Origin of the sequence: Streptomyces sp. NPDC093221 (genome assembly GCF_044753885.1) — a bacterium.
Classification (GTDB): domain Bacteria; phylum Actinomycetota; class Actinomycetes; order Streptomycetales; family Streptomycetaceae; genus Actinacidiphila.
The window spans coordinates 640,886-666,117 of sequence record NZ_JBIVOA010000002.1; the positions used below are offsets into that span (position 1 = coordinate 640,886).

A 25,232-nucleotide genomic window follows, 5' to 3' on the forward strand; every position below is an offset into this window, starting at 1 on the left:
CATACGCATATTGAACGACTATCCCCCACAACCTGTGGATAACTCTCCGGGAGTTTCGCCGGGAAATGGCATGCTGAGTTCTGTCGCTTACGGAGAGTGACGAGGGAAGTCGGAATGGGGAATTTCGCCGGGCGGGCCGGATGGACGGGACGGGCTGGCCGGTGGGCGGCTCTCCCGGTGGACCTTCTTGCGGACGTCCTGGTGGACCTCCCGGTGGACCTCCTGGTGGATCGAGTGAACGGATGGACGGGGGTGACGGTCATGCGTCCCATGCTCAAGAGCGCGCTGCGCCGCAGTTGGCGGGACAGGGAGAGCGTGCAGTTCGGGGTGGACCCGGCGCACGCGGTGGTGCTGGAGCCGGTCGACGGCGCGGCGGCCGGTTTTCTCGACCTGCTCGACGGCACGCGCGGCGCCGACAGGCTGACCCGTGACGCGGGTGCGCTGGGCCTCGGGCCCGCGCAGGTCAGACGGCTGCTGGGGCTGCTCGCCGAGGGCGGCGTGCTGGACGACGCGGCGGCGCACGGCGCGCTGGCGGAGGCGGTACGGCACCGGGCGGCGGCCCTTGACCGGCTGAGACCCGATCTGGCGGCGCTCTCGGTGGTCCACCCGGGTCCCGGCGGGGCGGCGGGCCGGATACGGCACCGCAGGGCGGCACGGGTGCGGGTGCACGGGGCCGGGCGGGTCGGCGCCGCCGTGGCCTCGGTGCTGTCGGCGGCCGGGGTGGGCTCGGTGGACGTGCTGGACAGCGGGCGCGTCGAGCCGTGGGACACCGGCCCCTGCGGCATCCCGGCCGACCACATCGGGGACCGGCGGGACGCGGCGGCCCGTGGCGCGGTACGGCGGGCGGCGCCGGGCCCGCGTACGACGCCGGGCGAGCGCGGCAGACCCGGCGCCACGGTGGTGGTGATCGCGCCGAGGGACGGGCTGGACGCCTGGGCACCGGATCCGGGCGAGTCCCGGCGGCTGGTCGCCTCCGGGGTGCCGCATCTCTACACGGGTGTGGTCGAGGGGACGGGCGTGGTCGGTCCGCTGGTGCTGCCGGGGCGGACGGCGTGCGGGGAGTGCCTGGGGCTGCGGCTGGCCGACGAGGACCCGGCCTGGCCCCGGATACTGGCCCAGCTCAGGTCGGGGCGGCAGCCCGCGGTGCCCGCCTGCGACATCGCGCTGGCCACCTCGGTGGCCGGGCTGGCGGCCGGACACGTGCTGGCGCACCTGGATGGACGGGTCGCGCCGGGGGTAGGCGGCCGGGTGGAGATGTCGCTGTCCCGGCTCACCACCAAGGTCAGGGCGCTGTCCGGTGACAGCCGCTGCGGGTGCGGTGCCGGGACCGCCCGCGGGGCGCGGGACGGCCGGGACACCTGGGGCGACGCAGACGGGGGCAAAGCGGCGGAGCCGACGACAACCGGTGCTCGCTGGGACGGGGCGCCGGTGGCGGGGGGCACAATGGCCATGTGACCGACGGGAAATGAGGGGCGCATGTCTGATCTTCCGCGCAAGGCTGTGACCCGTACCGCGAAGCTGGCGGCGCTCCCTCTCGGGTTCGCCGGACGGGCCACGCTCGGACTGGGAAAGCGGCTGGGGGGCAGACCGGCCGACGAGGTCGCGACCGAGTTGCAGGAGCGGACCGCGGAACAGCTCTTCAAGGTGCTCGGCGAGCTGAAGGGCGGGGCCATGAAGTTCGGCCAGGCCCTGTCGGTCTTCGAGTCGGCGCTGCCGGAGGACATCGCCGGGCCCTACCGGGCGGCGCTCACCAAGCTCCAGGAGGCCGCCCCGCCGATGCCCGCCCGCACCGTGCACAAGGTGCTGGCGGAGCGGCTGGGCAAGGACTGGCGCTCACTGTTCAGCGAGTTCGAGGACACCCCGGCCGCCGCCGCGTCGATCGGCCAGGTGCACCGGGCGGTGTGGAGCGACGGGCGCAAGGTGGCGGTGAAGGTCCAGTATCCGGGGGCGGGCGACGCGCTGCTGTCCGACCTGACGCAACTGGGCCGGGTGGCACGGCTGTTCGGGCCGCTGGTGCCGGGGGTGGACGTGAAGCCGCTGCTGGTGGAGTTGCGCGAGCGGGTCGAGGAGGAGCTGGACTACGCCCTGGAGGCCAGGGCGCAGCACGCGCACGCGGAGGAGTTCGCCGAGGACCCGGACGTCCACGTGCCGGATGTGGTGCACCAGGCCGACGAGGTGCTGGTCACCGAGTGGATGGACGGCGTGCCGATGTCGGAGGTGATCTCCGGGGGCAGTCAGGAGATGCGGGACCGCGCGGGGCAGCTCCTGGCGCACTTCCTGTTCGCCGGGCCCGCCCGCACCGGGCTGCTGCACGCCGATCCGCATCCGGGGAATTTCCGGCTGCTGGTCGACGATGGGCCCGCCGAGGGCTGGCGGCTGGGCGTGCTGGACTTCGGCACCGTCGACCGGCTGCCGGAGGGGCTGCCGCTGCCGATCGGCACCGCCCTGCGGCTGGCCCTGGAGAGCGACGCCGACGAGGTCTACGCGATGCTCCGCCAGGAGGGTTTCGTGAAGCCGACGATCAAGCTGGACGCCGAGGCCGTGCTGGACTATCTGCGGCCGATCATCGAGCCGGCCGGGCGCGAGGAGTTCACCTTCGACCGGGCGTGGATGCGCGCTCAGGCGGCCCGGATCGCCGACCCGCGCTCACCCGCGCACCAGCTCGGCAAGCAGCTCAATCTGCCGCCCTCCTATCTGCTGATCCACCGCGTCACCCTCAGCACCGTCGGGGTGCTGTGCCAGCTCGGCGCGACGGTCCGGCTCCGCGACGAGCTCAACGCGTGGCTCCCCGGCTTCGACCCCGAGGGCACGGCGGAGTCGGCCTGAGCGGGCACGGACGCCGGGCGGCGGCGGACGGCTGGCGCTGAAGGCTGGGTGCTGGGGCGGCCGGGCGGCTGGGCGGCCGGCGGTTGGGAGCCGCGCTACCACCACGCGGAGTCGAGGCGGCTCTCGATGCTGCGGAGGTGCTGGCGCGCGCACGTGACGCAGAAGTACACGCGGTGTCCGTTCTCGACGGAGCAGGTCCACGTCAGCGGCAGGCCATCGTGGGTCTCGCCGCAGCGGGCGCACGTGGTCGTGGTCGTGGTCTGAGAGTTCTTCTGATCCACTGGTTGACGATACCTCCGCATGCGCCGCGTTTGTCGCCGTAACGCACCGCGGGGCCGGTCCTTTCGGACCGGCCCCGCGTCAAATGTTGGTAACTGCCTGACTGGTTACTGCATGACGGCCATCGCCAGTGCCCGGCGGGCACGGAGCGAGGCGCGTTCGGCACGGCGCTGGAGTCGGCGGGCGGCGAGCAGCCGCACGGACCTTCGTTCGTGTTCGGCCTCGTACAGGCGCTGTTGCATATGGGCACGCGCCAGTGCTTCTGGCATGAGTTGCATTTCGAGGTTCCTGTTCTGGTACGACGCGGGGGCGTCGGAAGTACGGGCTGCGGGGATCTCGGTGAGTGTGGGGTTCATCGGGGCCTGATTCTTCGGGTCGAGCGTGAGTGGGCGGTCAATCGTTCCGGGCAGATGCGCCGTGGTGGCGCTTCGGGTGGTGCGGGCCTTCCTGACGTTCCGGGTCGGCCGGGTCCTCCTGGCGGTCATACCGCGACCGCGTCCTTGCGCGGACGGCCACGGGGCCGCTTGCGGGGCACGACTACACCCTGGATGAACAGCTCGCCGCCCCAGACACCCCAGGGCTCGCGGCGGTCCTTGGCCCCGGCGAGGCAGGCCTCACGGACGGGACAGGTCTGGCACAGGGACTTCGCGTACTCGACGTCCGCCGGCGACTCGGCGAAGAAGACCTCCGGGTCGTAGGTGCGGCACGGGACGGGCACGCCGAGTCGCTCGATCTCGTCGTCGAGCTCGGTGAGGGGCAGCAAGGGAGTCTCCGGGTCGTGGTGTGCTTCTGCGGGAGAGCGGTTCAGGTCGGGCTGGGGTCCGGACGGGGCGTGCTGGGCGGTAGGCACGGTTGGTTCGTTCCTCGTCTGTCGGTCCGGCCGGTGGGCCGGTTTTCTGTTTCTGCCTGTCCTGCGGAACAGGCTTTCTGTCTGGAGAGAAAACAGAAGGGCCGCGGATCCCGGTCTGGGATTCCGCGGCCCTGAGGCGCCGACCTGATGCGTTATCAGGCTGGATCACTCCAGGGTTCGAGCCCGCGGAAGGCCCACTTGCCGTACTGCTGCGTCTTCTGCTGTCCATTGCCATTGGCGAAGCCGCCGCTGGCGAAGCCGTCGATAGCACCCTTGGCCTCAATCGCAGCCTTGGCGGTACCAGCGCCGGCGCCGTTGGCCGCCGCCGCGAAGGCAGAGGCATGCGCCAGAACCTTCGCCGCTACCGCTGCCGCGGGCGCCTGCATCGGTCGCTCGTTCCGCTCACGGATCGGCAGAACCGGGAGCAGGGCGGAGGACAGACGGGTGGCACGCGGCGAAACGCCGAGCGGGCAGGTGGCGACGACCGAACGATCGGTCATTTTCACGGTGGTCATGATGCTGATCATTGGGCTCGCCTCCTCTCGGCGTCGTAGTGCGGATGGAACGGACTGCTAGTACATCACGATCAGACCCGCTCTTGGAAGAGCCGCTCTCGACCGTGCTCCCGAAGGCTATGGGGACTTCCTCGGGATGCGCAAACTATTTTTCCGCCTCTTCTTCAGTTTCTTCGGAAGATCCTTCGGCGGCCTCGTTTCCGCCCGGTTCCTCCCCCGCGCACAGCGCCAGAACGTCCGCGCCGAACTTGTCGAGTTTCCGCGCGCCGACCCCCGCGATCTGCGACAACTCCGCCTCGCCGCCCGGCCTGACCTCGGCGATGGCCAGCAGCGTCTTGTCGGTGAAGACGCAGTACGCGGGCTGGCCGAGCGCCTTGGCCTGTTCCATCCGCCACTCGCGCAGCCGTTCGTACAGCGCCTCGTCGAGATCCGAGGGGCAGTCCTCGCAGCGCATCAGTTTGATCTCGCCCGCCTCGGACAGCGTCCGGCCGCAGACCCGGCACAGCACCGGGCCGCGCCGCTTGCGACCGCCGGAGCCGCGCTCCGCGCCGCCGCTGCCGCCCGCGCCCGCGCCGCGTGCGCCGCGCGGCGCGGAGCCGGGGCGCAGCCCGTCCAGGAAGCGCGAGGGCCTGCGCCCGCCGCGCCCGCCGGGTGAGCGGGACAGCGCCCAGGACAGCGACAGGTGCAGCCGGGCCCTGGTCACCCCGACGTACAGCAGCCGCCGCTCCTCCTCGACCTGCTCGTCGGTCTTGGCGTAGGTGATCGGCAGCGTGCCCTCGGTGAGGCCGACCAGGAAGACCGCGTCCCACTCCAGGCCCTTGGCGGCGTGCAGCGAGCCGAGCGTGACGCCCTCGACGGTCGGGGCGTGCTGCGCGTTGGCCCGCTCGTCCAGCTCCGCGACGAAGTCCGAGAGGGTGGCGTCCCGCCGGGCCGCCGCGAAGTCCTCCGACAGCCGGACCAGCGCGGCCAGCGACTCCCAGCGGTCCCGTACCGCCCCGGAGCCGGCCGGCGGCTCGGAGGCCCAGCCGCGGGAGCTGAGCACCGCGCGCACCTGCTGCGGCACGGTGTTGTCGGCCTCTTCCGGGTCGGTGGACGCGCGGGCGGCGCCGCGCAGCAGCAGCCCGGCCTCGCGCACCTCCGGCCGTTCGAAGAAGCGTTCCGCGCCGCGGAGCTGGTACGGCACCCCGGCGTCGGCCAGCGCCTGCTCGTAGACCTCGGACTGGGCGTTGATCCGGTAGAGGACGGCGATCTCGCTGGGGCGTACGCCGGCGGCGATCAGCTCCTTGATCCGGCGCGCGGCGCCCTCGGCCTCCGCGGGTTCGTCCGCGTACTCGGAGTACACCGGCTCGGGTCCGGCCTCGCGCTGCGAGATGAGTTCCAGCCGGTGGGCGGCGGCCTGGCCGCGGGCCTTGCCGAGCAGGCCGTTGGCGAGGCCGACGACCTGGGGGGTGGAGCGGTAGTCGCGGACCAGCTTGACCACGGTCGCGTCGGGGTGCCGGGAGCGGAAGCCGAGCAGGAAGTCCGGGGTGGCGCCGGTGAAGGAGTAGATGGTCTGCGAGGCGTCGCCGACCACGCACAGGTCGTCCCGGCCGCCGAGCCACAGCTCCAGCAGCCGCTGCTGGAGCGGGCTGACGTCCTGGTACTCGTCCACCACGAAGTGCTGGTACTGCGACCGCACGGTGTCCGCCACGTCCGGCCGGTCCTGGAGCACCCCGACGGTCAGCAGCAGCACGTCCTCGAAGTCGATCACCCCGCGGTCCCGCTTGAGCTGTTCGTACGTGGTGTAGATCTTCGCCACCTCGGCCGGGTCGCGCGGCACGTCACGGCCGGTCTTGGCCGCCGCGGCCGCGTACTCCTCCGGCACCGTCTGCGTGACCTTGCACCACTCGATCTCGCCGGTGACATCGCGCAGTTCGTTGCGGTCCAGCCTGATCCGGCAGCGGGCTCCCGCCTCCGCCACCAGTTGCACCTTGCGCTCCACCAGCCGCGGGATCTCCCCGCCGATCGCCCGCGGCCAGAAGTATTGGAGCTGCCGCAGCGCCGCGGAGTGGAACGTCCGTGCCTGCACACCGCCCGCGCCGAGCTGCCGCAGCCGCCCCCGCATCTCCCCCGCCGCCCGCGCGGTGAAGGTCACCGCGAGCACGCTCGCGGGTTGCAGGATTCCGGCCCGCACCCCGTACGCGATCCGGTGCGTGATCGCCCGGGTCTTGCCCGTACCGGCCCCCGCCAGCACGCACACCGGCCCGTGCAGCGCCGTCGCGACGGCGCGCTGCTCGGGGTCGAGTCCGGCGAGCACCGCGTCCGCGGAGTCGGGTTGCGCGGGAAAGAGCGATTCGTGGGTTGTCGCAGTCACCCCGCCACTCTGCCAGGTCCGACCGACACCCCGGCGAAGTTATCCACAGCCGCCCGCGAAACCCGCCGCGCACCCCGCCCCGGAACCTGCCCCTGGACCCGCACCCGCAAGCCGCCCCGTAACCCCCTCGCGGCCGGCCGGCCGCCCCCCGGAATGCCCACTCCCGCCATGGTGTTCTACTGGCGCAGAACCCCCTTCACCCGCAGGCGACGAGGAGCGAGAAGCGATGTCGGGCACCGTGACCATGTACAGCACCACCTGGTGTGGCTACTGCCGTCGGCTGAAGAGCCAGATGGACCGCGAGGGCATCGCGTACACCGAGGTGAACATCGAGGAGGACGCGGAGTCGGCGAAGTTCGTGGAGAAGGCGAACGGCGGCAACCAGACGGTGCCGACCGTGCTCTTCCCCGACGGCTCCACCCTCACCAACCCGTCGCTGGCGCAGGTGAAGCAGAAGATCGGCGCCTGACCCGCACCGTACGTACGAGCCCGTCGTCGCCGTGAGGCGCGGCGGGCTCAGGCGTTGCTGCCGCTGAGGGCTCAGGCGTTGGCGCAGCAGCAGGCTCAGGCGTTGGCGCCGGGGCGGGGCAGGGGCTTGCCGTACCACAGCTCGATGAGCCGGGCGGCGATGGAGATGCCGAAGGGCGGCAGCACTTCGCCGGACTCGAAGGCGGCGCGCAGATCCTCGCGGGAGAACCAGCGGGCCTCGTGGATCTCCTCGCCGTCGACGGTGATCTTCGACGAGGTGGCGTGGGCGTTGAAGCCCAGCATGAGGCTGGAGGGGAAGGGCCAGGGCTGGCTGGCGACGTACTCGACGTCGCCGACGACGACGCCCGCCTCCTCGAAGACCTCGCGGCGTACGGACTGCTCGATGGACTCACCGGGCTCCACGAAGCCCGCGAGGGTCGAGAAGCGGCCTTCGGGCCAGTGGACCTGGCGGCCGAGCAGGGCCCGGTCCTCCTCGTCGGTGACCAGCATGATCACGGCCGGGTCCGTACGCGGGTAGTGCTCGGCGCCGCAGGCGGGGCAGCGGCGGATGTGGCCCGCGGCGGCGATGACGGTGCGCTCGCCGCAGCGGGAGCAGAAGCGGTGCATCCGCTGCCAGTTCTCCAGCGCCACCGCGTGCACCATGAGTCCGGCTTCCAGCGGCGACAGCAGCCCGCCGACCTCGCGCAGCCCCGCGGGACGCGCCTCCTCGTCCATCCGGCCGGGAAGGGTGTCCTTCTGGAGCGCGAAGTAGCGCACGCCGTCCGGGGCCGTGCCCAGGAAGTAGCGGTGCGTCTCGGTTTCCGGGGCGTCGAAGGCGGGGGTCATCACCAGGGCCGTACGCCCGTCGGGCCCGTCCTCGACCAGCACCTGGCCGCCGGAGACGACGAAGACGCGGGTTGTCGGGTGGCTCCAGGCAGCGGCCAGCCACGCCTCGTCCAGGCGGTGGTGCGCGGCTCGGTCGACGCCCTCGTGGGTGAGGGCGAGCGGTTGCGACATAGCGTCGAATCCGGTCAAGGCTGCTTTCAACTCCCGGTGGTCGTGCACATACGTGCAGCCTAGCTTGGCGGGGGTGGTCCCGATTTACGCGGTCGGGCCCCGCTTTCCCGCGGTCGGGCCCAGCAGCCGCTCAAGACCCTCCCGGTCCGGCAGGTCCGGCGGCCGGATGACCGTCGCCGTGCGGATGTGGAGGAAGGCGGCGCTGACGCGGTCGAGCGGGACGCCCTGGTGCTCCGACCAGGCCAGGCGGTAGACGGCGAGCTGGAGGGGGTCGGCGTCGGTGGCGCGGCCGGTCTTCCAGTCGAGGATCTCGTAGCGGTCGCCGTCCCGGTACACCGCGTCCATCCGGCCGCGGATCACGCGGCCCGCCAGGACCAGGTGGAAGGGGAATTCGACCCGGTACGGGGTGCGGTCGGCGTACGGACCGCGCAGGAAGGCGTCCTTGAGCGCGGCGAGGTCGCGTTCGTCGGCGATGTCGTCGTCGCCCTCGATGCCGGGGAGGTCTTCGGGCCCGAAGAGCGGGCGGGCGTCGAACCGCGACTCGACCCACGCGTGGAAGCGGGTGCCGCGCCGGGCGGCGGGCGCCGGGGGGCGCGGCATGGGCCGGGCCAGGTCGCGGGCGAGACCGTCGGGGTCGGCGGCCAGCCGCAGCAGCTGCGTCGCGGTGAGCGCGGCGGGCAGCGGCACGTCCCGTACGCCCGCCCGCGCCCGCCGCAGCTCGTCGGCGAGCGCGTCGAGGTCCCGGTCCCAGGACGCCACCAGCCGCGCCTCTTCCGCTACGAGACCGGGTTCAGCGTCCCGTGCGGGTTCACCGTCCCGTGCCGGTTCACGTACGGGTGCGTCCTGCGCCACGGGGCCGCGCGCCGGTACGTCCTCGCGTACGCCGTCCGGCTCCCGTACCGGCGGGCGCTGCGTGGGGAGCGCGTCCCAGTCCGCGACGTCGTCCATGTCACCCACGTCGTCGTACGGCGGCTCGTCATCCGGCTGATCGTCCGGCTCGTACGACGGCTCGTACGGCAGCGGCGCCGGGGAATCCGCGCCGGGTTCGGGGCCCGCGCCGGACTCCAGGTAGGTGAGGACGGTCTTCGCCGCCCGGCGCCGCCGTTCCAGGGCGGTCGGGTCGAGGGGCAGCGGCCAGGGGGGCTCGACGGGGGCGGCGAGGGCGGGATTCTGCTCGTCCTCGGCCGGGGGCTCCGCCCAGTGCTCGATCTCGCCGTGGCCCGCCTCGCAGTGGGTGCGCAGGGCGTCGAGGAAGGCGGACGGCTCGAACGGCTTCTTCTGGGTGGGGCCCCACCGGTGGCCGGAGCCCAGCAGCAGGGAGCGCGGGCGGGTGAAGGTGACGTAGCCGAGGCGCAGCTCCTCCACGCGCTGGTGTTCCTTCATGGCCGCGCGGAAGCCGTCGAGCCCGGCGCGGCTCCATTCGGCCACGTCCGGGAGGGTGGCCGCGTCGCCGCGCAGCCCGTGCGGCAGCACTTTCGCGTTGGCGGGCCACAGCTCGCGTCCGCGTTCGCTCGGGAAGCCCTTGGCGACCAGGCCCGGCACGGCCACGACGTCCCACTCCAGGCCCTTGGACTTGTGGGCGGTGAGCACCTTGACGGTGTTCTCGCCGCCGGGCAGCGAGCTGTCGAGGCCCTTCTCGTACTGGATGGCGGTGTGCAGGAAGCCGAGGAAGGCCAGCAGCGTGGCCTCGCCGTCGAGGGCGGCGAAGCCCGCGGCGATGTCGAGGAAGGCGTGCAGGGTCTCGCGGCGGCGGGCGGCGAGCGCGTGCGGGGACGCGGACAGCTCGACTTCGAGGCCGGTGACGGCCAGGACCCGGTGGAGCACGTCCATCAGCGGGTCGGCGAGCGCGCGCCGCAGATCCCGTATCTCCGCGGCGATCCGGGCGAAGCGGACCCGTGCCTCGGGCGAGAACGGCAGGTCGTCGTCCGGGCCGTCGCTCCCGTCGGACCCCGGGGACGCCGATGCGAGGAATGTCTCCAGCGCGTCCGCCAGCGAGATCACCTCCGCCGGGTCGACGCCCTCGACGGCCGCCGCCAGCGGATCGCGCCCGTCCCCCGCGGCCCCGTACCGCACGAGCTGCCGGGCGCGGCGGCCGAGGAGGGCCAGGTCGCGGGGGCCGATCCGCCAGCGGGGGCCGGTGAGGAGGCGGACGAGGGCGGCGTTCGCGGTGGGGTCGTGCAGGACTTCGCAGACGGCGACGAGGTCGGCGACCTCGGGCAGGTGCAGCAGCCCCGACAGGCCGACGACCTCGACGGGGATGTCGCGGGCGACGAGCGCGGCGTGGAAGTCGGCGAAGTGCGCGGCCGTACGGCACAGGACGGCGATCTCGCCCGCGGGGGTGCCGGTGCGCACCAGGTGGGCGATGGAGTCGGCGAGCCAGGCCGTCTCGTCGTCCTGGGTGGGCAGCAGGGCGCAGCGCACCAGCCCGTCGCGTTCGGCGCCGGGGGCGGGCCGCAGGGCCTCGACGCCTTCGTGGCGGGCGCGCAGTTCGACGGCGAGGGTGTTGGCGAGGTCGAGCAGGCGCCCGCCGGAGCGGCGGTTCTCGCTGAGCGAGTAGCGGTCGGCGGGGCGGCCGTCGGCGTGGGCGAAGTGCCGGGGGAAGTCGTCGAGGTTGGCCACGGAGGCGCCGCGCCAGCCGTAGATGGCCTGGCAAGGGTCGCCGACGGCGGTGACGGCGTGTCCGGTGCCGCCGCCGAACAGCCCGGCGAGCAGCAGCCGCTGGGCGACGGAGGTGTCCTGGTACTCGTCGAGCAGCACCACTCGGTACTGGTCGCGCAGGATCGCGCCGACCTCGGCCCTGTCCTGCGCGAGCGTCGCGGACAGCGCGATCTGGTCGCCGAAGTCCAGCAGGTCGCGGGAGCGCTTCTCGGCGCGGTAGTCGGCGGCGAGCCCGGCGAGGTCGAGCCGGGCGCGTACCGCCTGTTTCACCTCGCGCGCCCAGGCGTAGCCGCGCGTGGCCGGGTCGATGTCGGCCAGCTCCTCGGCCAGGCGCGTGTCGTACGCCGTCAGCCGCTCGACCGGCACCAGGTGCTCGGCCAGTTCGCCTTCCAGCGCCAGCAGGTCGCCGACGAGTGTGGGCAGGCCCTTGGTGAGCGCCGGATACGGTCCCGGCGCGCGGCGCAGCACCTTCGCGGCGAGCTGGTAGCGGGTGGCGTCGGCGAGCAGCCGCGCGCCGGGCTCCAGGCCGATCCGCATCCCGTGGTCCTTCAGGAGCTGCCCGGCGAAGGAGTGGTACGTGGCGATCTGCGGGTCGCCCGGCGGGTGTTCGGGGTCGCCCTCCGCCGCCGGGTCCGGGTCGGGGTCGGTGATCCCGGCCCGCGCGAGGGCTCTGCGGACCCGCTCGGACAGCTCGCCCGCCGCCTTGTTGGTGAAGGTCAGGCCCAGCACCTGCTCGGGCGCCACCTGCCCGGTGCCGGTCAGCCACACCACCCGCGCGGCCATCACCGTCGTCTTCCCCGACCCGGCCCCGGCCACGATCACTCCCGGCGCGAGGGGTGCGGTGACGCACGCCATCTGCTCCGGGGTGAACGGGATGCCCAGCAGCTCCTTGAGCTGCTCGGGGTCGGTGAGGGGGGTTGCCACTCGGGTGAGGCTATCCGGCTCCGCCGACAGCCGTGGCGGCGGAACCCCTCATTCCGCGATCCGTACGACACCGCCGTACGCACGCTGGGCGCCCGTACGGCGGCCGTCGCTCACACCGGGGCGCGGCCGTCGCTCGCACCGGGGCGCGGCCGTCGCTGACTCTGGGGCGCGGCCGTCGTTCGCACCGGGGCGCGGCCGTCGCTCACACCGGGGCGCGGCCGTCGTTCACTCCACCACCTGGCGTCCCTCCGGTCGCGCCGTACAGGCCGCCCGGAAGGCGCAGTTGGCGCAGTGCTGGCCGGTGGACGGGGTGAAGCGCTCGTCCAGGACCCGGCCCGCGGCCTCGGCCAGCAGCTCCTGCGCCCACTCCCCCGCCAGCGGTTCCTGGCGCTGCACGGCCGGTACGGTCTCGCCGCCCGCCTTGCGCGTCGCGCCGAGCCTGAGCTGGACGAGTTCGGCGCCGCCGGACGGCGGGCGGGTGTCGTTGAAGAGCGGGTCGACGGCGCCTTCGCGCACGGCGAGCTGGTAGACGGCGAGCTGCGGGTGGTGGGTGACCTCGGCCGCGGTGGGCTTGGAACGGCCGGTCTTGAAGTCGACGACGTACGCGTTGCCCTCGGCGTCGGTCTCGACGCGGTCCATGCTGCCGCGGATCCGTACCCGGGCGTTGCCCGCCTCCAAGGTGACGTCGAAGCCGTGCTCGGTGGCGACGGGGGTACGGCCGCGTTCCATGACGTGCCAGCGCAGGAAGCGCTCCAGGGCCGCGCGGGCGTTCTCCTTCTCCTGCCGGGACTTCCACGGCGCGTCGAAGGCGAGGGCGTCCCAGACCGAGTCCAGCCGTTCCATCAGGACGTCGAGGTCGGCGGGGGCGCGTCCGGAGGCGACCTCGTCGGCCAGGACGTGGACGACGTTGCCGAAGCCCTGGGCGGCGGTGGACGGCGGTTCCGCCTTGACCTCGCGGCCGAGGAACCACTGGAGCGCGCAGGTGTTGGCGAGCTGGTCGAGCGCGCTGCCGGACAGGACGACGGGCTGGTCGCGGTCGCGCAGCGGGACCGTCGAGCGGGTCGGCTCGTACAGGCCCCACCAGCGGTCGGGGTGCGCGGCGGGCACGAGCGCGTACCCGTCGTCGTTGAGCGCCGCGAGCTTGGCCAGCCGGCGCGCGGCGGCGTCGCGCAGGGCCGGGGACGCGGCGGGGTCGACGGTGGTGGCGCGCAGTTCGGCGACGAGCGCCGCGACGGCCAGCGGGCGGCGCGAGCGGTGGGTGACGTCCTGCGGGGGCACGCCCAGCTCGGCCAGGAAGCGGGAGGGCTGGTCGCCGTCGTCGTTGGCCGACTTCACGGCCGTGACCAGCAGGCGCTCGCGGGCGCGGGTGGCCGCCACGTAGAACAGCCGCCGTTCCTCCGCGAGGAGCGCGCCCTGGCTGAGCGGCGGCGCGAGGCCGTCGGTGCCGATCCGGTCCGCCTCCAGCAGCGAGCCGCGCCGCCGCAGGTCGGGCCAGACGCCGTCCTGCACCCCGGCCACCACGACGAGCCGCCACTCCAGGCCCTTCGACCGGTGCGCGGTCATCAGGCGTACGGCGTCGGGGCGTACGGCCGGGCCGCCGAGCGTGTCGGCGACGATGTCGTGCGCCGACAGCTCCTCGATGAGGTTCAGCGCGCCCCGGCCGCCGGTGCGCTCCTCGGCCCGCGCCGCCGTCTCGAACAGCGCGCACACCGCGTCCAGGTCACGGTCGGCGTGGCGTCCGCCCGCCCCGCCCCGCAACGCCGCCCGCTCCAGCCTCCCCGGCCAGGGCGAGCCGTCCCACAGGCCCCACAGCGCCTCTTCCGCCGTGCCGCCGCCCGCCAGCGTGTCCCGCGCGGCCCTCAGCAGCCCGCCCACCCGCAGCGCCCCCCGCGCATACGCCGGGTCGTGCGCCACCAGCCGCTCCGGCTCCCCCACCGCCTCCGCGATCAGCTCGTCCGACCCCCGCGGCACCGCGTGGCCCGCGGCCCACTCCTCCTCCCGCAACGCCCGCCCCAACCGCCGCAGATCCGCGGCGTCCATCCCCCCCAACGGCGACGTCAGCAGCGCGACGGCGTCCTCCACTCCAACAACCACCCGCCCCACCCCCCGCACGTCGCCCCGCGAATACCCGTCGGGTGCCGCCGACGAAGCAGCGACCTCGCCCCGCCCCTGCGGGCCGCCGAACGGCGCAGGCCCGGAAAGGGGGGCCGACGATCGGCCGGGCTCGGCGGGGCCGGCCGCCGACGCCGAGGAGGCGCCGGGCCCTCCCGGCCCACCGGGCAGAGCGGGGTCGGCGGACCGCCCGCCCGCGTCCTCGCCGGACGCACCCTGCCCACCCGGCCGAGCGGCGTCCGCGTCCTCGCCGGGGATTCCCGGCCTACCCGGCCGAGCGGGTTCGGCGGACCCCCCGTCCGCGTCCTCGCCGGACGCTCCCAGGCCGTCCGGCCGAGCGGAGTCCACGCCTCCGCCGGGCGTTCCGGGCCCACCGGGCAGAAGGGCGACCGCGTCCCCGCCGGACGCTCCCAAGCCGCCAAGCCGGGCGGGGTCCGCGTCCTCGTCGGGCGTTCCCGGGCCGCCGGGCAGAGCAGCGTCCACATCCCCGCTGGGGATTCCCAGCCCACCCGGCCGAGCGGAGTCTGCGTCCTCGCCGGACGCTCCCAAGCCGCCAGGCCGAACGGAGTCCACGCCCCCGTCGGGCGTTCCCGGGGCGCCGGGGAGGGTGGGGGGCTCAGGGGCAGCCGACTCGGCTGCTAGGCGGAGGGCGAGGAGGAGGGGGGCGACGGCGGGCTCGGCGTGGAGGGGGATGTCGGGGGCGTCGAGGTGGACGGGGACACCGGAGGTGGTGAGGGCGCGGCGCAGGGCCGGGAGGGGCGAGGCGGAGCGCAGGAGGACGGCCATGTCGTGCCAGGGGATGCCGTCTTCGAGATGCGCGCGGCGCAGGGTGTCGGCGATGCCGTCGAGTTCCGCGCCGGAGGTCGGATACGTGCGGACGGCGACCGCGCCGTCGGACCGTACGGCGTGCAGCGCGCGGTGCTGTCGTACGGCCGCGGCGGGCAGCTTGGGCAGCGGCATGCGGGTGGTGAGCCGCCGGGTGGCGTCCAGGAGTTCGGCCCCGGCGCGGCGGGAGACGGTGAGGACGCGGACGGCGGCGGCCTTGGCGTCGCGGGGCGGGAAGTCGGTGGGGAAGTCGAGGATGCCGTTGATGTCGGCGCCGCGGAAGGCGTAGATCGACTGGTCGGGGTCGCCGAAGGCGACCAGCGTGCGGCCCTGCCCCGCCAGCGCCTGGAGGAGCCGTACCTGCGCCGGGTCGGTGTCCTGGTACTCGTCGACGAAGACGGCGTCGTACCGCCCGGCCAGCTCCCGGTGCGTCTCGGGGCGTTCGGCGAGCAGCGCGGCCCGGTGGACGAGTTCGGTGTAGTCGATGACCCCCTGAAGGTCGCTGACCTCCAGGTATTCGTCCAGGAAGGCCGCCGCCGCGGTCCAGTCGGGCCGCCCGATGCGGCGGGCGAAGTCCGCGAGGGCGCGCGGGCCGAGCCCCAGTTCGCGGCTGCGCGCGACCACCGCGCGCACCTCGTCGGCGAATCCGCGCGTGGTGCGCGCGGCCCGCAGGTCGTCCGGCCAGCGGAATTTGCCGCGCCCGTCGCGTTCGAGCATGGCCTCTCCGGCCAGCAGCTCGCGGACCAGCAGGTCCTGCTCGGGGCCCGACAGCAGCCTGATCGGGTCGGCGAACAGCTCGGGCGCCTGGTGCTCACGGACCAGGGCGTAGCAGAAGGAGTGGAAGGTGGTGGCGTGCGGTGCCACCACTCCGCCGGTCGCGCCGCCCGGACCGTCGGGTTCCGCCGCCGCCCGCGCCGCCAGCCGGTCGCGCAGCTCGACGGCGGCCTTGCGGCTGAAGGTGAGCACGAGAATCCGGTCGGGATTCGTCCCGGCCCGCACCCGCGCCGTGACCGCCTCGACGAGCGTGGTCGTCTTGCCGGTGCCGGGCCCCGCCAGCACCAGCAGCGGCCCCTGCCCGTGCTCAACCACCGCGCGCTGTGCCGCGTCCAGCACAGGAGGCGTCGCGGCCACCGGCGGCGTCCGCACCAACCGGTACCCGCCACCGCCCGCACCCCGGTGCGCCTGGTGCGGCACTGCCGAGGTGGCGGAGGAGGCGGAGGAGACCGAGGAGGATGTCACGTGGTTCGCCGGTTCTGTCGGGGCCAGGATCAGATGCGCGTACGGATTCGGGTGCGGGATCGGTCACGGGGTCGGTCATGGGCTCGGGCGGTCGTACGGGGACGCGTACGGGACCGCGTACCGGGTCACGTACGCCGCCGGGATCGCGTTCCCGGACGGGAGCTGTCGACGCTACGCCACGCGCGGGATGTACTCCGTACGGACGGCCGATGCCATCGCGGCGGCGCCGATGACGGAAGCTGGAGGACATGAGTCCCCGGCCGTCAGCCGCTGCCGCCCCCCGCGAGGTCGGCGGCGCCCCCGTCCCAGCGGGCCCTGCGCATGTCGACGCGCGGTATGTGCCCCTCGGCGGCCGGGCCGCGCTCACGCAGCGGGGTGCCCTCGGCGCGGTACGCGTCCAGCGCGCTCAGCTCGTGGCCGGGCAGCAGCGTCCCGTCGGAGCGCACGACACGCCACCAGGTCACGCCGCCGCCGTACAGCGCCATGACCCGGCCGACCTGTCGCGGACCGCCTTCGCCCAGGTATTCCGCGACATCGCCGTATGTCATCACGCGGCCGGGCGGGATCAGTTCTACGGTGTCCAGCACCCGCTCCGCGTACTCCGTGGGGGCACCGGGGTCGTACTCCTCGCTCATCCGAACAATCCTGCCCCAGACCACCGACAACGGGGGGTTCCGGTCCCATTCGCAGACCTCTCATGCCACCATCGTCCGGGCGGTGACTGGTGATACGAGATCAAGAAGAAGAGACGGCTGGGGAGCAGCAGCCGGGCGCGGAGCAGGCCGGACCGGCCGACCGCGCCCCCGACGCGCTGCCCGCGCACCCCGCCGCGCCGGCCGCGAACGGGGCCCACAGGGCGCGCCTGTCCGACCTGCCCGTGCCCGACACCACGCGTGACGCCGTGGCCGAACCCGCGACGGACACCGGCCCGGACGCCGACCGGGCCGCCGCAGACGACACGACGCCCGAGGCCACACCCGGCACCGCGCCCGGCACCGCGTCCGGCGCCACGCCCGAGAAGACCCCGGACACCGCGTCCGGCACCGCCCCCGGCCCCGCTCCCACCCTGACCCCCGGGCCGGGACCCGGCACCGTCCTGGTCGACGAACCGCTGCTCGCCGCCCGCGTGCACCGCCCCGCCGACCTGATGCGCTTCCTGTTCGGGCTGCTGGGCATCGCGGTCGTGCTGGCCATCGCGGGCTTCGCGCACGCGACGACCACCGGCCTGGAGACGGACATCTCCAAGGGCGCGGACCACGCGCCCGACGCCCTGTCGTCCTTCGCGGGCCTGACCGCGAGCATCGCCGTACTGATCGTGCCGGTCGCCTTCGCGATCGAGCGGCTGGTCAAACGGGACGGGCTGCGGATCGCCGACGGCGTCCTGGCGGCCGTCCTCGCGCACGGCGCCGCGCTCGCCACCGACTTGTGGGTGACCAGTTCCGCGCCGAATCCGATCCAGGAGGCGCTGACTCACAGCGCGCCCGGCGGCACCGGCCTCACCGACCCCGTGCACGGCTATCTCGCGCCCGTCATCGCCTATGTGACGGCGGTCGGGATGGCGCGCAGACCGCGCTGGCGGGTCGCGCTGTGGTTCGTGCTGCTGCTGGACGCCTTCGCGGTGCTGGTCGGCGGCTACACGACACCGTTCTCGATCGCCGTGACCGTGCTGATCGGCTGGACGGTCGCCTACGGCACGGTCTACGCGGTCGGCTCGCCGAACGTCCGGCCGACCGGGCAGCACCTGCTCGCGGGCCTGCGCCGGGTCGGCTTCGCGCCGCAGACCGCGCGCCGGGTCGAGCTGGACGGCCCGGAGACCGCGGACTCCGACCGCGGCCGGGCGTATCTGGTGACACTGGAGGACGGCCCGCCGCTGGACGTCACGGTGGTCGACCGGGAGCAGCAGGCGCACGGTTTCTTCTACCGGCTGTGGCGGCGGCTCGCCCTGGTCGGCGGGATCACGCAGCGGCGCAGTCTGCTGTCGCTGCGGCAGGCGCTGGAGCAGGAGGCGCTGCTGGCGTACGCGGCCATCGCCGCCGGGGCCAACGCGCCGAAGCTGATCGCCACCTCCGAGCTGGGCCCCGACGCGGTGATGCTGGTCTACGAGCACATCGGTGGCCGGCGGTTCGACTCGCTCGCGGACGACGAGATCACCGACGACCTGCTGCGCGAGGCGTGGACGCAGGTGCGGGCGCTCCAGTCGCGGCGGATCGCGCACCGGCGGCTGGTCGGTGAGTCGCTGCTGGTGGATCGTTCCGGCAAGGTCGTGCTGACCGAGCTGCGCGGCGGTGAGATCGCGGCCGGGGACATCGTGCTGCGGATGGACATCGCGCAGATGCTGACGACGCTGGCGCTGCGGGTGGGGCCCGAGCGCGCGGTGGCCTCGGGGCTCGCGGTGCTCGGTCCCGACCGGGTCGCCAACTCGCTGCCGCTGCTCCAGCCGATCGCGCTGAGCCGGGAGACCCGGGCGCGGCTGAAGGTGCTCGGGCGGGCCCGCGCGCAGCGCGAGCGGGACGCGGTGCTCGCGGCGTCGGCGGCGGAGAAGGAGGCACGGGCCGCGGAGCGCGCGCACGGCGCGGAGGTGGCGCACGGCGGCGCGACGGCGGCGGTGCCGCCAGGGGACCTCAGAGCCGGGGACCTCAAGACCGGGGATCTCAGAACCGGAGACCTCAGAGCCGGGGACCTCAAGGCCGGGGACCTCAAGGCGGGCAAGCTCAAGGCGGGCCGGAAGGCCGAGCGCAAGGCCGAGAGCAAGGCGGAGAAGCGGGCCATAGAGGACGCGCTGGAAGAGGCCCGCGAGGACGACCTGCTCTCCCTCATCCGCCAGCAGGTGCTGCTGATCCGTCCGCAGGCGCCGGTCGAGCCGGTCCGTCTCGAACGCATCAAGCCGCGCACGCTGATCACGGTCATCGCGGGCGCCTTCGCCGCGTATTTCCTGCTCTCCCAGCTCAGTTCCGTGCCGATCGGCGACGCCATCGCCAACGCCGACTGGCGGTGGGCGGTGATCGCGGTCCTCGGCTCCGCGGCCAGTTACGTCGCCGCCGCGTGCGCGCTCTCCGGGTTCGTACCGGAGCGGCTGTCGCTGGTGAAGACGGTGCTCGCGCAGGTCGCCGGGTCGTTCGTGAAGCTGGTCGCCCCGGCCGCGGTCGGCGGTGTCGCGCTCAACACCCGCTACTTGCAGAAGGCGGGCGTACGGCCCGGCCTGGCGGTGGCGAGCGTCGGCGCCTCCCAGCTCGTCGGCCTCGGCTCGCACGTGGTGCTGCTGATGGCGTTCGGCTTCATCACCGGTACGGAGAAGACGCCGTCGCTGTCGCCGTCCCGTACGGTCATGGCCGGGCTGCTGACCGCGGGCGTGCTGGTGCTGGTCGTCACGGCGGTGCCCGCGCTGCGGAAGTTCGTCTCGACGCGGGTACGCGCGCTGTTCGCCGGGGTCGTGCCGCGCATGCTGGACGTGCTCCAGCGGCCCGCGAAGCTGATCACCGGCATCGGCGGCACGCTGATGCTGACGGTCACCTTCGTGATCTGCCTGGACGGCTGCGTACGGGCCTTCGGCGGCCACCTCAGTTACGCGGCCATCGCCGTCGTCTTCCTCGCGGGCAACGCGCTGGGGTCCGCCGCGCCCACCCCCGGTGGCGTCGGGGCCGTCGAACTCGCCCTCACCGGTGGTCTGATCGCCGCCGGGCTGCCGAAGGAGGTCGCCACTCCGGCCGTGCTCTTCTTCCGGCTGCTGACCTTCTGGCTGCCGGTGCTGCCCGGCTGGGTCTCCTTCCACCACCTCACCCGCAAGGGCGAGCTGTAGCGGGCGGGTTGACGTACTCCGTGGCCGGCCGGCCCCGCCGACCGGTCCGAAGGACCGAATCAGCGGGCCCCGCGCGCTACTTGATGTCGGAGATCTTCTTCGTCGCCAGGTCCGACCGCACCTTGAGCGTCTGGTACGTCTCGTGGCCCTTCCCGCCGAACGTCAGGCGCACATTGGTGAAGGCGTGTCCCGCGCCGCTGCCCGCGTACGTCACGCGCCACGCCGTCGGTACGTCCTGGGCGCGCAGCACGCCGTCCGCGTGGTTCTTCTTCTCCCACGCGGCGAGCTTCTTCTGGAGGCCCTTGGTCAGGAAGTGCGACCGCAGGTCGGCGCCGAGGTGGCCGCTGTCGGTGTCCCAGACGGCGTCGATGTAGGACCCGTAGAAGTCGGCGACGCGTCCCGTCGTGGACTGCGGGCTGCCGGAGCCGATCACCGGCTCGGCCTTGGCGCCCTTGTGGGCCTTGTGCGCCGTGGGCGCCTGGTGCGCGACCGCGTGCCCGTGCCCGGTCGTGCGGGACTGCCCGGTCGTGTGGGACGCGGTCCGCGGCTGGGACTGCGCCTGCGCCGCGGCGGCGGGTACGGCGACCGCGAGCGCCACCGCGGCCGTGGTGAGGGCGATACGGCGGACGGTACGGGTGCGGGTACCGGTGGTGCGGCTCTGCTGCATGACGTGCCTTGCCTTTCGAAGGTTCTTCGAGGGCTCGGGTGCTCCGCGCCACGCGAAGTCGTCGTGTTCTCCGCGGTGTTCGACGCGTTCGAGCCCATTCGCTGCTTTTACGGCGTTTGTTCGGGACCCACCACTTGTATCCAATAGGTCGCCGAATATCCGTTAGGATGGGTTGTGTCCTTGCCGGGTTGCGCGGCATCCGGGTGGAATCGGCGGCTGTGCCGTCGCGGTGACCCGCACGTGACCGAATCAGCACACTTCCCCTCTCAACACGGGCCGCCGCCTTGGGTACGTTGGATTCCACTTGGATACGGGGCCAAGGGGTGTTCGGCGTTCGATGTGTTGTTCGGCCGGTGCCCGTCGGTGCCCGGTGAGCACCGATCGGGAGCGTTGACCATGCGAGTCCACTGCGGCGCCACGGCCGCCGCGTTGACGGCGACCGCCGTCCTGGCGCTGTCCGCCTGCGGCGGTGGGGGTGGCGGCTCCGACACGATCGACGGGGATTCGGCGAACACCGCCTCCCCCACCGCGACGGCCGCCTCTCCCACGGCGTCGGCGTCCGCCGAGCCGACCGCGCCGCCCGTGACGCAGGATCCGAACCTGGCGCTGCCGGGCGATCTGAAGCTGGTCTTCGACTGGCCCGCGCCGACCGGTCACGCCGAGGCCGCCGCGCTGGGCAACGCCGCCAACTTCATGCGCAGCATCGCCCACGGCATCGTGAAGCGGAATGTCAACGAGCCGCTGGTGGCGCAGTACGCGCAACCGGGCGGCAGCGCCGCCGCGTATGCCCGTACGCAGATCGGGCAGGCGGTGGACGGCGGCTGGACCGAGACCGGCACCGACCGCTTCTACCGGCCCACGGTGAAGGTGACCTCGGCGAAGACCGCCGCCACGGTCGGCTTCTGCGACTTCCAGGGCAAGGTCTACGGCAAGGACGTCAGGTCGGGCAAGCTCCTCGGCACCGCGGTCACCGACAGCAGTTACGTGTACTTCACGATCGTCATGGCCAAGTTCCCCGCGGGGGCCGACCTGTGGCAAGCCGTGTCCGTCGATGCGAAAGCGAAGGCAACGCAATGCAAGGAGTGACCACCCCATCGGGCCCGGCAACGGGCCTGCGCCGTGCGGCTCTTGGCGCGGCCACCGCGATCCTCGTGACGGCCGCCACGGCCACCGTCGCCGCCCCGGCCTTCGCCGACGTGCCCGGCGGCAAGACCAGCGGCTCGGGTGACGACAAGGGCAATCTGAGCGCGGGCGTCCAGGTCACCTATCCCACGGACACCAGCACGAAGGGCTCGGGAGGCCATTCGCTCGGCGCCGCCGACAATGTGACGTGGACGCCGCCGCCGTGCTGGATCGGCCCCGTCGCCGGTCCCGCCGAATTCAAGAAGATGGTCGAGAAGCAGGTCAAGGAGACCAACGAGTATCCGGGCCAGGCCAATTACGCCATGCAGGCCATGGACGAGTACAAGAAGCACTACTCGGAGGGCAGGACCTGGAGCGGCAACGGCGAGAAGGCGTACAAGAACTTCAATCTCGACCAGCAGGGCAAGGGCGCTTTCTGGGGTCCGGTGACGAATCCCAACTCCGACAGCCCCGACCGCTTCGACTGCAACGGCACGCTGCCCTTCTGGGTCCCCAACGGCCAGCGCCCGCCCGCCGGTACGCCGAACGTGATCACCACGGAGATGCTGGCCCGGCTCGCCTTCGCGCACACCAAGGTGCCGGGCGTGGACATCCGGACGAATCCGGTGGGCACCCAGACCGTCAATCTGCCCACCTGGGTGACGCTGAACGAGAACTACGCGCCGGTCACCGTCAGGGCCGAACTCAACATCCCCGGCGCGCAGGCCATGTGGGCCGAGACGACGGCCACGCCGACCAGCGTCCACATCGATCCGGGGACGTCGGACGCCACCGTGTACCCGTCCTCCGCCGAGTGCCCCATCGGCAAGGGCGGCCAGGTCGGCGCCCCGTACACCGAGGGCGCCACCGGCAACCCGCCGTGCGGTGTGACGTATCGGCGCTCCACGCAGAGCACCGGCGCGTACGACCTGAATGTGACGGCCACCTGGAAGGTCTCCTGGCGCGGTTCGGACGGCGCGGCCGACAACCCGCCGCTGCCGAACGGTGTGATCACCCAGGACCACCCGGTCACGGTCCAGGAGATCCAGACCGTCAACCGCTGAACCGGACCATGCGAGAGGCCCGCCGCCCGGAGGAGTTCCGGGCGGCGGGCCTCGTTTCACGGTTCGAACGGCGCGATCCGGAGGACGGCGCGGCTTAGAACAGGTAGTTGTACGTGTTCCAGCCGCCGCCGATCTTCACGCGGGCCGCGAACGGGGCGCCGGCGTTGCCGGTGCCCTTGTACAGCCACAGGACACCCGACGTGTCGCGGGCGATCAGGTCGTTGCGACCGTCACCGCTGGTGTCGCCCAGGCTGAGGATCTTGTTGTAGGTGTTCCACCCACCGCCGATCTTCGTCCGCGCGGCGAACGGCGCGTCGATGTTGCCGGTGCCCTTGTAGAGCCAGAGCGCACCGCTGCTGTCGCGGGCCACGATGTCGGGCTTGCCGTCACCGGTGAGGTCACCGCGGCCGGCGATCTGGTTGTAGGTGTTCCACCCGCCGCCGACCTTGCGCTTCTTGGCGAACGTGCCGTCCGCGTAGGACAGGTAGAGCCACAGCACGCCGCTGCTGTCACGGGCGAGCAGGTCCGGGTTGGCGGCGCCGCCGACGTTGCCCGGCGTCACGAAGGCGTTGTAGACGTTCCAGCCGGTGCCGATCACGGTGCCCTCGTCGGGCGAGGCCGCCGAGAAGATCCGGAGCGTGCCGCCGAACCGCGCGTAGACGTTCACGTGCGTGTCGTTGCCCGAGTTGTTCTTGAAGAACGCGTTGGCGCTGCCCATCCCGTAGCCGGTCTGGGTGCGGGAGCCGAAGCCGTTCGCCTTCGGCGGGTAGCTCCAGATCCGGCCGCTGGAGTCGCGGCCGTCGATGCCGAACGACCAGATCTTGTCGTCCTGCGCGGCGTTCGTGGAGAACGTCGAGACGCCGGGTGCGGCGGTGTGGCTCTGCGCGTCCTTGACGGTGGTGAGCGCGGGCGAGCCGCCCTCGGCGCTGGCGGCGACGGAGGCGCCCAGCACCATGGCGAGCGTGCCCGCCGTCACCGCGGCGGCCCTGGCCTTCATTCCCCGTCCGGTCCGCCGGTTTTTCTGCGTTTTCACGTAGTGGTCCCCCTCAGTGAAATGTCCCTGCTCCGTACGGATCACTCCGCACGGGAGCCCCTGACGCTACCTCCTTCGCCCCCCGGCTCTCTCATGGGCAGGTCATGGGTCCGTCACAGTTTCGATACCGTCAAGGGCATCTGGAACAACAGGACATGACGGGACGGCGGAGGGGCCCGGTGCGTGGCACCGGGCCCCTCCGCCGTGAGACCGCTTCAACTGGCTTAGTACACCGGCTTGTCGGGCTCGATCGTGTTGACCCAGCCGATCACGCCGCCGCCGACGTGCACGGCGTCGGAGAAGCCCGCGGACTTCAGGACGGCGAGGACCTCCGCGGATCGCACACCGGTCTTGCAGTGCAGGACGATCCGCTTGTCCTGCGGCAGGTGCTCCAGGGCGCTGCCCATCAGGAACTCGTTCTTCGGGATGAGCTTCGCGCCGGGGATGGAGACGATCTCGTACTCGTTCGGCTCGCGGACATCGATCACCTCGATGTTCTCGCCGTCGTCCATCCACTCCTTGAGCTGCTTGGGAGTGATGGTCGAGCCGAGCGCGGCCTCCTGGGCCTCCTCGGACACGACGCCGCAGAACGCCTCGTAGTCGATCAGCTCGGTGACGGTCGGGTTCTCGCCGCAGACCGCGCAGTCCGGGTCCTTGCGGACCTTCACCGTGCGGTACGTCATCTCCAGGGCGTCGTAGATCATCAGGCGGCCGAGCAGCGGCTCGCCGATGCCCGCGAGCAGCTTGATGGCCTCGGTGACCTGGATCGAGCCGATGGACGCGCACAGCACGCCGAGGACGCCGCCCTCGGCGCAGGAGGGGACCATGCCGGGGGGCGGGGGCTCCGGGTAGAGGCAGCGGTAGCAGGGGCCGTGCTCGGACCAGAAGACCGATGCCTGGCCGTCGAAGCGGTAGATGGAGCCCCAGACGTAGGGCTTGCCCAGCAGCACGCACGCGTCGTTGACCAGGTAGCGGGTCGCGAAGTTGTCCGTGCCGTCGACGATCAGGTCGTACTGGGAGAAGATCTCCATCACGTTCTCGGCTTCGAGCCGCTCTTCGTGCAGGACGACGTTCACGTACGGGTTGATGCCCTTGACGGAGTCGCGGGCGGATTCGGCCTTCGAGCGGCCGATGTCGGCCTGGCTGTGGATGATCTGACGCTGGAGGTTCGACTCGTCGACCTCGTCGAATTCGACGATGCCGAGCGTGCCGACGCCCGCGGCGGCCAGGTACATCAGGGCCGGAGAGCCGAGCCCGCCGGCGCCGACACACAGCACCTTGGCGTTCTTCAGCCGCTTCTGGCCGTCCATTCCCACGTCGGGGATGATCAGATGGCGCGAATACCTGCGGACCTCGTCAACGGAGAGCTCGGCGGCCGGCTCGACCAGGGGTGGCAGCGACACAGGGACCTCAGCAATACGGTTGGTCGGTCATCAGTCAGTACGTGCGGTACGTGCTGTCCCTGCAACACTGCCACGCCGGTC

Annotated in this window: 18 protein-coding genes; 6 read left to right on the forward strand and 12 right to left on the reverse strand. The window is 72.8% G+C overall.

Annotation, left to right across the window (positions count from 1 at the left end; translation table 11 throughout):
- Positions 1–261 precede the first annotated feature (261 nt).
- Both ACIQCJ_RS08785 and ACIQCJ_RS08790 read left to right on the forward strand, forming a co-directional pair.
- Positions 262–1,455, forward strand: coding sequence for a ThiF family adenylyltransferase (locus ACIQCJ_RS08785; RefSeq protein ID WP_402711046.1), 1,194 nt, complete (start codon positions 262–264; stop codon positions 1,453–1,455).
- Positions 1,456–1,476: 21 nt separating this feature from the next.
- On the forward strand, positions 1,477–2,826 hold the full coding sequence (locus ACIQCJ_RS08790; protein WP_355348681.1) for an AarF/ABC1/UbiB kinase family protein: 1,350 nt from the start codon (positions 1,477–1,479) through the stop codon (positions 2,824–2,826).
- A 95-nt stretch (positions 2,827–2,921) separates the two neighbouring features.
- On the opposite strand, the gene ACIQCJ_RS08795 is transcribed toward ACIQCJ_RS08790, so the two are convergent.
- From ACIQCJ_RS08795 to ACIQCJ_RS08815, 5 genes are all read right to left on the reverse strand, one after another.
- The gene (locus ACIQCJ_RS08795) at positions 2,922–3,107 is read right to left on the reverse strand and encodes a hypothetical protein (protein ID WP_223187396.1); all 186 of its coding nucleotides are present in this window, start codon (positions 3,105–3,107) and stop codon (positions 2,922–2,924) included.
- A 105-nt stretch (positions 3,108–3,212) separates the two neighbouring features.
- A complete protein-coding gene (locus ACIQCJ_RS08800; protein ID WP_188283322.1) occupies positions 3,213–3,461 on the reverse strand; it encodes a hypothetical protein in 249 nt (82 codons plus the stop codon).
- A 125-nt stretch (positions 3,462–3,586) separates the two neighbouring features.
- Positions 3,587–3,955, reverse strand: coding sequence for a WhiB family transcriptional regulator (locus ACIQCJ_RS08805; RefSeq protein ID WP_391044318.1), 369 nt, complete (start codon positions 3,953–3,955; stop codon positions 3,587–3,589).
- A gap of 155 nt (positions 3,956–4,110) precedes the next feature.
- Positions 4,111–4,482: a hypothetical protein gene (locus tag ACIQCJ_RS08810; RefSeq protein ID WP_355348677.1), complete on the reverse strand. Its 372-nt coding sequence runs from the start codon at positions 4,480–4,482 to the stop codon at positions 4,111–4,113.
- A gap of 133 nt (positions 4,483–4,615) precedes the next feature.
- Positions 4,616–6,823: an ATP-dependent DNA helicase UvrD2 gene (locus ACIQCJ_RS08815; protein WP_402711047.1), complete on the reverse strand. Its 2,208-nt coding sequence runs from the start codon at positions 6,821–6,823 to the stop codon at positions 4,616–4,618.
- Positions 6,824–7,049: 226 nt separating this feature from the next.
- Between ACIQCJ_RS08815 and ACIQCJ_RS08820 the strand changes: the two genes are divergently transcribed.
- On the forward strand, positions 7,050–7,292 hold the full coding sequence (locus ACIQCJ_RS08820; RefSeq protein WP_355348671.1) for a mycoredoxin: 243 nt from the start codon (positions 7,050–7,052) through the stop codon (positions 7,290–7,292).
- A 95-nt stretch (positions 7,293–7,387) separates the two neighbouring features.
- Here the strand turns inward: ACIQCJ_RS08820 and nudC are convergent, their stop codons facing one another.
- The 4 genes from nudC to ACIQCJ_RS08840 form a co-directional block, all read right to left on the reverse strand.
- Positions 7,388–8,308 carry an NAD(+) diphosphatase gene (nudC, locus tag ACIQCJ_RS08825; protein WP_355348668.1) on the reverse strand — a complete coding sequence of 307 codons (921 nt, stop codon included), beginning with the start codon at positions 8,306–8,308 and terminating at the stop codon, positions 7,388–7,390.
- Positions 8,309–8,392: 84 nt separating this feature from the next.
- A complete protein-coding gene (locus ACIQCJ_RS08830) occupies positions 8,393–11,890 on the reverse strand; it encodes a UvrD-helicase domain-containing protein (protein WP_402711048.1) in 3,498 nt (1,165 codons plus the stop codon).
- A 225-nt stretch (positions 11,891–12,115) separates the two neighbouring features.
- Positions 12,116–16,066: a UvrD-helicase domain-containing protein gene (locus ACIQCJ_RS08835; protein WP_402711049.1), complete on the reverse strand. Its 3,951-nt coding sequence runs from the start codon at positions 16,064–16,066 to the stop codon at positions 12,116–12,118.
- 263 nt (positions 16,067–16,329) lie between these two features.
- Positions 16,330–16,701 carry an MGMT family protein gene (locus ACIQCJ_RS08840; protein WP_355348662.1) on the reverse strand — a complete coding sequence of 124 codons (372 nt, stop codon included), beginning with the start codon at positions 16,699–16,701 and terminating at the stop codon, positions 16,330–16,332.
- An 89-nt stretch (positions 16,702–16,790) separates the two neighbouring features.
- Here ACIQCJ_RS08840 and ACIQCJ_RS08845 point away from each other — a divergent pair, with 89 nt between their 5' ends.
- On the forward strand, positions 16,791–19,862 hold the full coding sequence (locus tag ACIQCJ_RS08845; RefSeq protein ID WP_402711050.1) for a lysylphosphatidylglycerol synthase domain-containing protein: 3,072 nt from the start codon (positions 16,791–16,793) through the stop codon (positions 19,860–19,862).
- A gap of 76 nt (positions 19,863–19,938) precedes the next feature.
- Here ACIQCJ_RS08845 and ACIQCJ_RS08850 read toward each other — a convergent pair whose 3' ends face one another.
- Complete coding sequence (locus tag ACIQCJ_RS08850) at positions 19,939–20,529, reverse strand: hypothetical protein (protein ID WP_401306549.1); 591 nt, start codon at positions 20,527–20,529, stop codon at positions 19,939–19,941.
- A gap of 396 nt (positions 20,530–20,925) precedes the next feature.
- On the opposite strand from ACIQCJ_RS08850, the gene ACIQCJ_RS08855 reads away from it, so the two are divergent.
- Together ACIQCJ_RS08855 and ACIQCJ_RS08860 are read left to right on the forward strand one after the other, a co-directional pair.
- Entirely contained in the window at positions 20,926–21,615 is a 690-nt protein-coding gene (locus tag ACIQCJ_RS08855) for a hypothetical protein (RefSeq protein WP_402711051.1), read from the forward strand.
- A complete protein-coding gene (locus tag ACIQCJ_RS08860) occupies positions 21,612–22,715 on the forward strand; it encodes a hypothetical protein (RefSeq protein WP_401725631.1) in 1,104 nt (367 codons plus the stop codon). Before ACIQCJ_RS08855 ends, ACIQCJ_RS08860 begins: the two co-directional genes overlap by 4 nt.
- Before the next feature lie 94 nt (positions 22,716–22,809).
- Here the strand turns inward: ACIQCJ_RS08860 and ACIQCJ_RS08865 are convergent, their stop codons facing one another.
- Both ACIQCJ_RS08865 and moeZ read right to left on the reverse strand, forming a co-directional pair.
- Entirely contained in the window at positions 22,810–23,712 is a 903-nt protein-coding gene (locus tag ACIQCJ_RS08865; RefSeq protein WP_355348651.1) for a VCBS repeat-containing protein, read from the reverse strand.
- A 260-nt stretch (positions 23,713–23,972) separates the two neighbouring features.
- Entirely contained in the window at positions 23,973–25,151 is a 1,179-nt protein-coding gene (gene moeZ / locus ACIQCJ_RS08870; protein WP_355348647.1) for an adenylyltransferase/sulfurtransferase MoeZ, read from the reverse strand.
- Positions 25,152–25,232: the final 81 nt, after the last annotated feature.

Bases quoted from the DNA above. Each gene is read 5' to 3' on its own strand.
- ACIQCJ_RS08785 (WP_402711046.1), top strand. From the start codon at position 262: ATGCGTCCCATGCTCAAGAGCGCGCTGCGCCGCAGTTGGCGGGACAGG.
- ACIQCJ_RS08790 (WP_355348681.1), top strand. From the start codon at position 1,477: ATGTCTGATCTTCCGCGCAAGGCTGTGACCCGTACCGCGAAGCTGGCG.
- ACIQCJ_RS08865 (WP_355348651.1), bottom strand. From the start codon at position 23,712: ATGAAGGCCAGGGCCGCCGCGGTGACGGCGGGCACGCTCGCCATGGTG.
- ACIQCJ_RS08855 (WP_402711051.1), top strand. From the start codon at position 20,926: ATGCGAGTCCACTGCGGCGCCACGGCCGCCGCGTTGACGGCGACCGCC.
- ACIQCJ_RS08810 (WP_355348677.1), bottom strand. From the start codon at position 4,482: ATGATCAGCATCATGACCACCGTGAAAATGACCGATCGTTCGGTCGTC.
- ACIQCJ_RS08820 (WP_355348671.1), top strand. From the start codon at position 7,050: ATGTCGGGCACCGTGACCATGTACAGCACCACCTGGTGTGGCTACTGC.
- ACIQCJ_RS08800 (WP_188283322.1), bottom strand. From the start codon at position 3,461: ATGAACCCCACACTCACCGAGATCCCCGCAGCCCGTACTTCCGACGCC.
- ACIQCJ_RS08840 (WP_355348662.1), bottom strand. From the start codon at position 16,701: ATGAGCGAGGAGTACGACCCCGGTGCCCCCACGGAGTACGCGGAGCGG.
- ACIQCJ_RS08850 (WP_401306549.1), bottom strand. From the start codon at position 20,529: ATGCAGCAGAGCCGCACCACCGGTACCCGCACCCGTACCGTCCGCCGT.
- nudC (WP_355348668.1), bottom strand. From the start codon at position 8,308: ATGTCGCAACCGCTCGCCCTCACCCACGAGGGCGTCGACCGAGCCGCG.